General features: G+C 71.8%; 10 protein-coding genes. 8 read left to right on the top strand and 2 right to left on the bottom strand.

From position 1 onward, the window contains the following. Positions 1-7: 7 nt before the first annotated feature. Positions 8-493, bottom strand: coding sequence for a metallopeptidase family protein (locus HG542_RS22000; RefSeq protein WP_171084095.1), 486 nt, complete (start codon positions 491-493; stop codon positions 8-10). A 274-nt stretch (positions 494-767) separates the two neighbouring features. Between HG542_RS22000 and HG542_RS21995 the strand changes: the two genes are divergently transcribed. From HG542_RS21995 to HG542_RS21970, 6 genes are all read left to right on the top strand, one after another. Next, positions 768-1208 (top strand): DUF3499 domain-containing protein, encoded by a 441-nt coding sequence (locus HG542_RS21995; RefSeq protein WP_171084093.1) that lies wholly within the window; start codon positions 768-770, stop codon positions 1206-1208. A 94-nt stretch (positions 1209-1302) separates the two neighbouring features. Beyond that, positions 1303-2661: a phosphomannomutase/phosphoglucomutase gene (locus HG542_RS21990; RefSeq protein WP_171084091.1), complete on the top strand. Its 1359-nt coding sequence runs from the start codon at positions 1303-1305 to the stop codon at positions 2659-2661. A gap of 62 nt (positions 2662-2723) precedes the next feature. Beyond that, entirely contained in the window at positions 2724-2909 is a 186-nt protein-coding gene (locus HG542_RS21985; protein ID WP_171084089.1) for a Trm112 family protein, read from the top strand. A gap of 63 nt (positions 2910-2972) precedes the next feature. Beyond that, entirely contained in the window at positions 2973-4139 is a 1167-nt protein-coding gene (locus HG542_RS21980) for an SIS domain-containing protein (protein WP_171084087.1), read from the top strand. A gap of 73 nt (positions 4140-4212) precedes the next feature. Continuing rightward, positions 4213-5433 (top strand): mannose-6-phosphate isomerase, class I, encoded by a 1221-nt coding sequence (manA, locus tag HG542_RS21975; protein WP_171084084.1) that lies wholly within the window; start codon positions 4213-4215, stop codon positions 5431-5433. Further along, on the top strand, positions 5430-6338 hold the full coding sequence (locus HG542_RS21970; protein WP_171084082.1) for a cation diffusion facilitator family transporter: 909 nt from the start codon (positions 5430-5432) through the stop codon (positions 6336-6338). The genes manA and HG542_RS21970 overlap by 4 nt, the downstream gene beginning before the upstream one ends. Positions 6339-6356: 18 nt before the next feature. Here HG542_RS21970 and HG542_RS21965 read toward each other — a convergent pair whose 3' ends face one another. Then, positions 6357-8324: a fructose-specific PTS transporter subunit EIIC gene (locus HG542_RS21965; RefSeq protein ID WP_171084080.1), complete on the bottom strand. Its 1968-nt coding sequence runs from the start codon at positions 8322-8324 to the stop codon at positions 6357-6359. Positions 8325-8709: 385 nt separating this feature from the next. Here HG542_RS21965 and ahcY point away from each other — a divergent pair, with 385 nt between their 5' ends. Next, the gene (gene ahcY / locus HG542_RS21960; protein ID WP_171084078.1) at positions 8710-10167 is read left to right on the top strand and encodes an adenosylhomocysteinase; all 1458 of its coding nucleotides are present in this window, start codon (positions 8710-8712) and stop codon (positions 10165-10167) included. 93 nt (positions 10168-10260) lie between these two features. After that, on the top strand, positions 10261-10875 hold the full coding sequence (locus tag HG542_RS21955) for a hypothetical protein (RefSeq protein WP_171084076.1): 615 nt from the start codon (positions 10261-10263) through the stop codon (positions 10873-10875). Positions 10876-11212 lie beyond the last annotated feature (337 nt).

The raw sequence follows: 11212 nt of genomic DNA, 5'->3' as shown, positions 1-11212 counted from the left end.
GCAGGCCCTAGTCCTGCCCGTACCGCGGATCCACCGACTCGGGTGCCAGCCCCAGGAGTTCGGCGACCTGCTCCACCACGACCTCGTGGACGAGCAGCGCCCGCTCGTCCCGCGTCTTGGTGCGGATCTCCACCGGCCGCCGGTAGACGACGATCCGGTCGGGGCTGTCGCCGTGGGCGGGGACATACCGCCCGAGCGGCACGGCGTCCCCGTCGAGCAGCGCGGCGAGGGCCTCGGCCTCGTCGCCCCCGACGGGTACCTCCCGGACCACGAAATCCACCGAGGCCAGCTGCGGCCACCGGCGTTCGAGCCGTTCCGCGGAGTCGTGCACGAGGTCGATGAACGCCTCGGCCCGGCTGACCGACAGCGGAACCTGGGGCGGGGCGACCGGCCCGCGCATACCGCGCCCGTGGCGGTCGCGGTGGCGGGGGCGCGGGGGCGTCGGCCCGGGGTGCCCGCCGGCGCCGGTCGGGGGAGGTACGGGGCTGTCCATCACTCCTGAGAGTATCCGTCGGAGGCCCGTGTACACGCCGTGGCCACGCATCTCATCGCATGTCGCCGGATGAACGTTTCGGCCGTTTCTGCGACCGATTACGGCCGCGTGCTGAGTCGCCCGCCGCATGCGGAATGACACTATCTGTTCCGGGTGATGACGGTTTCTCCCTCCGCCCCGCACCGTGTTCCTCGTCTCGTGTACGGGTCAACCAGGCGCTTTGACAACGGTGTCCACCGGACGAACCGGGACGACACGGAGGGGTGAGCCGAGGGTGAGTCGTCGCGGCCCGCTCAAGAGTGCGGTACCGTCCAACCTCGTGAGCCCTGTACGTCGCTGTTCGCGCACCGCGTGCGGCCGCCCGGCCGTCGCGACGCTGACGTACGTCTACGCCGATTCGACCGCCGTCCTCGGTCCGCTCGCCACCTACGCCGAACCCCACTGCTACGACCTGTGCGCCGAGCACTCCGAGCGTCTGACCGCCCCGCGCGGCTGGGACGTCGTACGCCTCGCGGTCGACAGCGGCCCCGCCCGCCCCAGCAGCGACGACCTCGAAGCCCTCGCCAACGCCGTGCGCGAGGCGGCCCGTCCGCAGGAGCGCGCCGCCGGACCGGGCGCCGCACCCGGCGTCATGGGCCCGGCCGGCCGCGAGGCCAACCCGATGGAGGTCGCCCGCCGTGGTCACCTCAGGGTGCTCCGCTCGCCCGACTCCTGACAGCGCGTACGCCCGTTGTCACACGCGGCAGGTAGGTTTGGTGTCCCGATGAAACGCACCGGTGTCCCGAACCGCACTCAAGGAGGGGTCGGCAGTGGCTGATCTGTCGCAGATCGTGAAGGCGTACGACGTACGCGGCGTCGTCCCCGAGCAGTGGGACGAGAAGCTCGCCGAGCTGTTCGGCGCCGCCTTCGCCCAGGTCACCGATGCCCGTGCCATCGTCGTCGGCCACGACATGCGGCCCTCCTCGCCCGGCCTGTCGCAGGCCTTCGCGCGCGGCGCGGCGGCGCGGGGCGCGGACGTCACCCTGATCGGCCTCTGCTCCACGGACGAGCTCTACTTCGCCAGCGGCCAACTCGGCCTGCCGGGCGCCATGTTCACGGCCAGTCACAACCCCGCGCAGTACAACGGCATCAAGATGTGCCGCGCAGGCGCTGCCCCGGTCGGCCAGGACACCGGCCTCGCCGAGATCCGCGCCCTCGTGGAGGGCTGGCTGGAGAGCGGCGCCCCCGAGCCCGCGGCCGTCCCCGGCACGGTCGCCGAGCGGGACGTCCTCGCGGACTACGCGGCGCACCTGCGCTCCCTCGTCGACCTCGGCCGGATCCGCCCCCTGAAGGTCGTGGTGGACGCGGGCAACGGCATGGGCGGCCACACCGTCCCGACCGTCCTCGACGGCCTGCCGGTCGACCTGGTGCCCATGTACTTCGAGCTCGACGGCACCTTCCCGAACCACGAGGCCAACCCCCTCGACCCGAAGAACATCGTCGACCTCCAGGCCAAGGTCCGGGAGACGCACGCCGACATCGGCCTCGCCTTCGACGGCGACGCCGACCGCTGCTTCGTCGTCGACGAGCGCGGCGAGCCCGTCCCGCCCTCCGCGATCACCGCCCTGGTCGCCGCCCGCGAGCTGGCCAAGCACCCCGGCGGCACGATCATCCACAACCTGATCACCTCCTGGTCGGTGCCGGAGGTCGTCGGGGAGCACGGCGGCAGGGCCGTCCGCACCCGCGTCGGCCACTCCTTCATCAAGCAGGAAATGGCCGCGCACGGCGCCGTCTTCGGCGGCGAGCACTCCGCCCACTACTACTTCCGCGACTTCTGGAACGCCGACACCGGCATGCTCGCGGCCCTCCACGTCCTGGCGGCGCTCGGCGGCCAGCCCGGCCCGCTCTCGGAGCTCGTCCGGCAGTACGACCGCTACGCCGCCTCCGGCGAGATCAACAGCACCGTCGCCGACCAGGCCGGCCGCACTGCAGCGGTCCGCGCCGCGTACGAGGGCACCGAAGGCGCCGAGCTCGACGAACTCGACGGCCTGACCGTCACCACGCCCGACTGGTGGTTCAACCTCCGCGCGTCCAACACCGAGCCCCTCCTCCGCCTCAACGTGGAGGCCCGCGACGCGGCCACCGTGGCCCGCGTGCGGGACGAGGTCCTGGCGATCGTCAGGGCGTGAGCGCGCCGGGCCCCCGGCGGTAGGCTGACCACACAGAACCGCACATCCCGAAGGGAATCCCCATGCCGCTCGAAGCCGGTCTCCTGGAGATCCTCGCCTGCCCGGCGTGCCATGCCCCCCTCCGCGAGGAGAACGCGGCCGGGGAGACCCCCGAGCTGGTGTGCGAGAGCCAGAGCTGTGCCCTGGCCTACCCCGTCCGCGACGGCATCCCCGTCCTGCTCGTGGACGAGGCACGCCGCCCCGCCTGACCCCGCCGCTGCCGCAGGCAGCCAGGCACGCGTATCCCCTCGGCGATCGGAGGCTGAGCAACGGTGTTCGACGAGTCACTCCTCGATGACCCCGACGGCCTCTCCCGCGCCGATCTGCACGGGCTGCTCCGCGGCGCCGCCGAATCCGGCGCCCGGGTCCGCACGGCCGTGCGCAACGCCACGGAAGCCGGCATCGGCTCCCTGCAGCCGGACGGCCGGCCGCGCGCCGTCCTGGTCGCCGGCCCCGGGCCGGCCGCCGGCTCCACGGCGGAGCTGCTCTCGGCACTCGCCGACGGCAGCTGCCCCGTCGCCCTGATCCGCCCGGCGGGCGTGGCCCCCGCCCCCGGCGCCCTGCGCTGGACCCTCCCCGGCTGGACGGGACCGCTCGACCTGCTCCTCGTCGCCAGCCCGGACGGCACGGAGCCGGGCCTCGCCGTGCTGCTGGAGCAGGCCTACCGGCGCGGCTGCACCGTCGTCTCCGTCAGCCCCGCGGGCTCCCCGCTCGCCGAGGCCACCGCCCAGGTCCGCGGCCTGGCCGTGCCGCTCACCGCCACGCCGTACGAGGCCGCCGCGGCGCGCGGCGGCGACGCCTACGAAGGCACCCGGGCCGTGCTGCCCACCGGCCCCGGCACCCTCTGGTCGCTGCTCACCCCGCTGCTCGCCCTCGCCGACCGCCTCGGCCTGTTCAGCGCGCCGCCCGAGACCCTGGAGGCGCTCGCCGACCACCTCGACCAGGTCGCCGAGCGCTGCGGCCCCGCCATCGCCACGTACAGCAACCCGGCCAAGACTCTGGCGGCCGAGGTCGCCGACACCCTCCCGCTCATCTGGAGCGAGGGCGAGCTCGCCGCCGCGGCCGGCCGCCGCTTCGCGACCGTCCTCGCCGCGCTCGCCGGCCGCCCCGCCCTCGCCGCCGAGCTCCCCGAGGCGCTCACCGCCCACGGCGCCCTGCTCTCCGGGGCCTTTGCCGCCGGGGCCGATCCGGAAGACTTCTTCCGCGACCGGGTCGAGGAGCAGGAGGCCGCCCTGCACGCCCGCGTCGTCCTGCTCCGCGAGCGGGAGCCCGACGTCACCTCGCCCGCCCCCGCCGCCCGCGAGCTCGCCCTCCACCGCGACACCCCCGTCAGCGAGCTGGAGGCCACCGAGGGCAGCAGCGCCCTGGAGACCGCCGCGGAGCTGCTCTCCATCACGGACTTCGCCGCCGTCTACCTGGCGCTCGCCTCCACGTCGTAACCGGCCGCGCGCCCGCCCGCCACCCCGGTCGTCCCCCGACAGCCCACCCAGGACAGTCAGGAACAGAGCCCCCATGGACCTTCTCGCCAACACCGTGCGCCCCTACGCCTGGGGCTCCACCACCGCGATCCCCGGGCTGCTCGGCGTCGACCCCACCGGCGAGCCCCAGGCGGAGCTGTGGATGGGCGCCCACCACGGCGCGCCCTCCCGCATCGACCGGGGACAGGGGCCCCGAGCCCTGTCCGAGGTGATCGCCGCCGACCCCGAGGGCGAGCTGGGCGCCGGACCCGTCGCACGCTTCGGCCCCCGGCTGCCGTTCCTGCTGAAGATCCTCGCCGCGGCCTCGCCGCTCTCCCTCCAGGTCCACCCCGACCTGGCACAGGCCGCAGCGGGCTACGCGGAGGAGGAGGCCCGCGGCATTCCCCTCGACGCCCCCCACCGCAACTACAAGGACGCCAACCACAAGCCCGAACTCATCTGCGCCCTCACCCCGTTCGAGGGTTTCTGCGGCTTCCGCGCCCCCGAGGCGACGGCCGGCCTGCTCGGCGCACTCGGCGTCGACTCCCTCGTCCCGTACGCCGACATCCTGCGGGCGCAGCCCGAGGAGGCCGCCCTGCGCGAGGTCCTCGCCGCCGTCCTCGGCGCCGAACCCGAGGCCATGGCCCGGACGGTGACGAAGACCGCCGCCGCGGCGGAGCGGCTCGGCGCCGTCGACGGCCCGTACCGCGAGGCGTACGTCGCCTACGCCTCCCTCGCCCACCACCACCCCGGCGACCCGGGCGTCATCGCGGCCATGCTTCTCAACCACGTACGCCTGCTCCCCGGCGAGGCCCTCTACCTCGGCGCCGGAGTCCCGCACGCCTACCTCGAGGGCCTCGGCATCGAGATCATGGCCAACTCCGACAACGTCCTGCGCTGCGGCCTGACCCCCAAGCACATCGACGTCCCCGAACTCCTGCGCGTCGTCCGCTTCGAGGCGTCCGACCCCGAGGTGCTGCGGCCCGAGGCCGACGCCGAGGGGGAGGAGGTCTACGACACCCCGGTCCACGAGTTCCGGCTCTCGCGCTACGTCCTGGCCCCCTGTGCGGGCGACGACGGCGCGGGCACCGCACTGCCGTCCGGCGCCGCGCAGATCCTGCTGTGCACGTCCGGCACGGTCGTCCTCCGCAACATGGAGGGCCGCGAACTGCCCCTGGATCCGGGCATGTCCGCCTTCGTCCCCGCCGGCGAAGACGTCGTGCTCCTCGGCGAGGCAACGGTCTTCCGGGCCACCACCGACGGCGGCGCCGCATGAGCGCAACGGGCGGTACGAAGGCCATCGTCGCCGCGCTCGGCGCCAACCTGGCCATCGCGGCAGGCAAGTTCATCGCCTTCGCCTTCAGCGGCTCGTCGTCGATGCTCGCCGAAGGCGTCCACTCCGTCGCGGACTCCGGCAACCAGGCCCTGCTGCTGCTCGGCGGCAAGAAGGCCCGGAAGCAGGCGACCGAGGAACACCCCTTCGGCTACGGCCGCGAACGCTACGTCTACGGATTCCTCGTCAGCATCGTCCTGTTCACCATCGGCGGCGTCTTCGCGCTCTACGAGGGCTACGAGAAGATCAGGAGCCCGCACGAACTGGAGCACTGGTACTGGCCGGTGGGCGTGCTCCTCTTCGCCATCGTCGCGGAGGGCTTCTCGTTCCGCACGGCCGTCAAGGAGGCGAACGAGCTGCGGGGCAAGCAGTCCTGGAGCTCCTTCGTCCGCACGGCCAAGGCGCCCGAGCTCCCGGTGGTGCTGCTGGAGGACTTCGGCGCCCTGATCGGCCTCGTCCTCGCGCTGGGGGGCGTCGGTCTGACGCTCCTCACCGGGGACGGGGTGTGGGACGGCATCGGCACGCTGTGCATCGGCGCCCTGCTGGTCGTGATCGCCCTCGTGCTGGCGGCCGAGACCAAGTCCCTGCTGCTGGGCGAGGCCGCGGGCCCTGACCAGGTGGCCAGGATCCGCGCGGCGGCGGTGGACGGGAACACCGTCACGTCCGTCATCCACATGCGCACCCTCCACCTCGGCCCCGAGGAGCTCCTGGTGGCCGCCAAGATCGCGGTCCGCCACGACGACACGGCGGCCCAGGTGGCCCGCGCCATCGATGAGGCGGAAGCCCGCATCCGCGAGGCCGTGCCGATCGCCCGGGTGATCTACCTGGAGCCGGACATCAGACGCTGAGCGCAGCGCCCGCCGGCCTCAGCGGATCTCCTCCAGGATCCCCATCACCTCGTCCGTGCCCGCCGCTGCCAGCAGACGCTCACGGAACCCCGTGTCCAGCAGCTTCCGCGCCAGCAGCGCCAGAATCCGCAGGTGTTCGTCCCCTGCGGCCGCCTCCGGCACCGCGATCATGAAGATCAGCCGCGCCCGTGTCCCGTCGAGCGCCCCCCACTCGATGCCCGCGCCGGACCGGGCGAAGGCGACGACCGGAGCCGACACCGCACCGGTCTTCGCGTGCGGGATCGCGATCTCCTCGCCGAGCCCGGTCGTACCGAGCTCCTCCCGCGCCAGCGCGGCCGCCGTCAACGCGTCCACATCCGTCACCCTGCCCGTGCCGGCGAGGAGTTCGGCCATCTCCCGGATGGCCGCCTCCTTGCCCTCCGCTGCCAGGCCGAGGCTCACCGTCCGCTCGGTGAGGTACCCCGACAGCACCTCGGCCCGGGCCGCGGGCGGCACGGCCACAGGAGGCGCGGCAGCAGCGGGACCGCCGACGGCAACGGGCGTGCCGCCGAGCGACATCAGCGTGACCGTCGCCAACGCCGTGACCACCGCGCCGATGACCACGGCGACGAAGAACATCGGCACCCCGCTCACCGCGCCCAGCACCGCCACGATCGGCCCGCCGTGCGGCACGCTGTCCTCCACCGCCGCGAGGCCCGCGACCGCGCCCGCCACGGCGCCGCCCAGCATGTTCGCCGGGATCACCCGCGCAGGCCGGGCCGCAGCGAACGGAATCGCCCCCTCCGTGATGCCGAAGAATCCCATGAACAGCGCGGCCAGCCCGGTCTCCCGCTCCTGCTCGTCGAACATCCGCCGCCGCAGCAGCGTCGCCAGCCCCTGCCCGAGAGGCGGCACCGGGATGGCGGCCGCGCACATGCCCATGATCTCGGGGTTCTTGGAGACCAGCCCCGCGCCGAACAGGAACGCCGTCTTGTTGACGGGCCCGCCCATGTCGAAGGCGATCATCAACCCCAGGAGCACGCCGAGCAGCGCCGCACTCGCCCCGGTCAGGCTGCCCAGCCAGTCGGTGAGATGCTCGAAGACCCAGGCGATGGGCCGGCCCACCACATAGATGAAGAACAGGCCGAGGGCGGACGTCGCCACGACCGGGATCACGATGATCGGCATGATCGGCCGGACGAACCGCGGGACCCTGACCTTCTTGATCCACAGCACCAGACAGCCGGCCAGGAAGCCCGTGACGATCGCACCGATGAAGCCCGCACCCGACTTCGAGCCGTACAGCGCACCGGTGTTGGCGATCCAGCCCCCGATCATGCCGGGCACCAGCGCCGGCCGGTCGGCGATCGCATAGGCGATGTAGCCGGACAGGATCGGCACCATCAGCGTGAAACCGATGACACCGATGTCGTTGACGTGCTTCCAGAACGAGCCGTCCGGAATCACCAGCCCGCCGCTCGCGTTCGGGTGCCCGCCCAGGGCGAGGGACACCGCGATCAGCAGACCGCCGACGACGACGAACGGAATCATGTACGAGACGCCGTTCATCAGCGCCTTGTACATGACCCCGCGGCCCTTCCCCGCACCGCCGCCCGCGGCTCCGGCCAGGATCCCGCCGCCGTCGCCCTCGTGGACCGGTGCCGACTGCACTTGCTCGATCAACTGCTCGGGATGGTGGATTCCCTCCGCGACGCCGACCACCAGCACCCTCTTGCCGGCGAACCGGCTGCGGTCGACGTCCTTGTCGGCGGCGATGATGACGCCGTCGGCCTCCCTGACATCGTTGTCGGTCAGGACGTTCTCCGCGCCGATCGACCCCTGCGTCTCCACCTTGATCTCATGGCCGAGCGCCTGCGCGGCCTGCACCAGCTTCTCCGCGGCCATATACGTATGGGCGATACCGGTGGGGCAGGCGGTCACCGCGAGCAGCTTGAGCCGTCGCCCGCTCGACCCCGCGGCGGGGGGAGGACCGGCTGGACTGGTCACATGGATCTCCTCACAACTCGCGTTGACGGCATCCTGCAACACCGGAGGGGCGGAGCAAAGCGAGAGAGACCAAGCTCATTGCCCCGGGCGGAACCTGACGGTCCGCCGGATCGCCGTTCCGGGCGGCCCGATCGGGGCCGAGAAGGGGCTGGGGTTCTCCGCCGCACCCGGTGTAGATTCGGGGCAGAGCCAGACGTCGCTGCTGATGGCGGTCGGGCGGCCCGCACGACGGACCGGCCGAGGGAGAGAGGGCCTCCGACGGACTGCGCTGCGGTCAAGGGCGATTCGATCAGTGTGGATCAGTGTGTCCGCACACATCCAGCCCGGCCGCGTGCACAGCCACAGGTACCCACCCTCGCTCGACCTTTCAGGAGGAGCAGCCCGAATGACCACCACCTCCCATGGCCAGGACTTCAAGGTCGCGGACCTGTCCCTGGCAGCTTTCGGCCGCAAGGAAATCACCCTCGCCGAGCACGAGATGCCCGGTCTGATGGCGATCCGCAAGGAGTACGCGGCGGCACAGCCCCTCAAGGGCGCCCGGGTCACCGGCTCGCTGCACATGACGGTGCAGACGGCCGTGCTGATCGAGACCCTGGTGGCGCTGGGCGCCCAGGTCCGCTGGGCGTCGTGCAACATCTTCTCCACCCAGGACCACGCCGCTGCCGCGATCGCGGTGGGCCCGCAGGGCACCCCCGAGAACCCGCAGGGCGTCCCCGTCTTCGCCTGGAAGGGCGAGACGCTCGAGGAGTACTGGTGGTGCACGGAGCAGGCGCTGACCTGGCCCGGTACCCCGACCGGCGGCCCGAACATGATCCTGGACGACGGCGGCGACGCCACGCTCCTGGTCCACAAGGGCGTGGAGTACGAGAAGGCCGGCAAGGCCCCCTCGGTGGACACCGCGGAGAACGAGGAGCACCGCGTCATCCTCGAGCTCCTCAACCGCACCCTGGCCGAGTCCCCCCAGAAGTGGACGCAGCTGGCCTCGGAGATCCGCGGCGTCACGGAGGAGACCACCACCGGCGTCCACCGCCTGTACGAGATGCACCAGGCGGGCACGCTCCTCTTCCCGGCGATCAACGTCAACGACGCCGTCACCAAGTCGAAGTTCGACAACAAGTACGGCTGCCGCCACTCCCTGGTCGACGGCATCAACCGCGCCACCGACGTCCTCATCGGCGGCAAGGTCGCGGTCGTCTGCGGCTACGGCGACGTGGGCAAGGGCTGCGCCGAGTCGCTGCGCGGCCAGGGCGCCCGCGTGATCGTCACCGAGATCGACCCGATCTGCGCCCTGCAGGCCGCGATGGACGGCTACCAGGTCGCCACGCTGGACGACGTGGTGGAGACCGCCGACATCTTCATCACCACGACCGGCAACAAGGACATCATCATGGCCGGCGACATGGCCCGGATGAAGCACCAGGCCATCGTGGGCAACATCGGCCACTTCGACAACGAGATCGACATGGCCGGCCTCGCCGCCGTGCCCGGCATCGTCAAGGACGAGGTCAAGCCCCAGGTCCACACCTGGACCTTCCCCGACGGCAAGGCGATCATCGTCCTCTCCGAGGGCCGCCTGCTGAACCTGGGCAACGCCACCGGCCACCCCTCGTTCGTGATGTCCAACTCCTTCGCGAACCAGACGATCGCCCAGATCGAGCTCTTCACCAAGCCCGAGTCCTACCCGACCGACGTCTACGTCCTGCCCAAGCACCTGGACGAGAAGGTCGCCCGCCTCCACCTCGACGCACTGGGCGCCAAGCTCACCGTGCTGCGCCCGGAGCAGGCCTCCTACATCGGCGTCCCGGTCGAGGGCCCGTACAAGCCGGACCACTACCGCTACTGACAGCACCATCAGCCGCCGGACCCGGCAGAGCTGATAGAACAGGCCTCCGCCCCCTGGGCGGGGGCCTGTCCGCTTTCCGTCAAGGACCCCACCATGCCTCGCGGCCGCTACTCCCTGCACGACCCGCACGACCACACCCCCCTCGGTGAAGAGCACTTCCACTGCGCCACCGGCCCCTCCGGCTGGCGCTACGTCTCACAGATCACCACCCCCTCGGGCGACCCGGCCGGCTCGGTGGACCTGGCCATCGACGACCTCGGCCGCCCCATCCGTCTCCAGCTCCAGGCCGGGGACTGGCAGGTACGCGGCGGCGCGCTCGAGGGCGTCACCTGGGTCCGCACGGACGCGACCGGCGAACACGCCTCCGAGGGCAACGTCCGCGCACACGCCTTCACCGGCACATCCCCCGCCTTCTACGTGGCCGTCTCCCGCCTCCTCCGCCTTTCCCTCGGCACAGGCGCCACCCGGATCCGCTTGGTCGCCTTCACGTCCCCCGTCCTCGCCCCCCTCACCGTCGACCAGACGTGGGCGCTGAGGGGAAGGACAGCACACGCCACTGACAACGGCCCCCTGGAAGTGGACGAGTACGAGGTCAGCGCCCTGGACACGGGGGAGCGGCACACGATCCACATCGCCGGCGACGTGGTGCTGGCGGCCCCCGGCATCGAGCTCGAGGACCTGGAGACCCCGCCCTCGTCCTTCGCGTAGCCCGGGGACGTGCGCCGGACGGTGACGGCCGATGTGCATGAACGCCGGGTGTCCTGCTAGTGTCCTTTTCACCTCGCCAAGACTGTTGACACGGTCTGGGTGGGGAGGTAGATTCAAACGGTTGCGGCGAGCGGGACAGCTCGCGGGCAACGGTTGGTATCTCACCGGCTTCGGTCAGTGAAGTTCCTTCACATACGAAGCATCCTCGACTCCCTGTCGGAAGCGAAAAGGCCGATGTGATCGGCCGGAACGAATCTGATAAAGTCGGCAAAGCCGGAAAGCGAAAGCCGGAAGGCACACCCCGATTCAACAGGGGGCCGGAAACGAAATTCCGAAC

This window comes from Streptomyces morookaense, from assembly GCF_013030945.1.
In the GTDB taxonomy this organism is placed as follows: Bacteria; Actinomycetota; Actinomycetes; order Streptomycetales; family Streptomycetaceae; genus Streptomyces; species Streptomyces morookaensis.
This window is presented reverse-complemented; position numbering and strand designations above follow the sequence as displayed.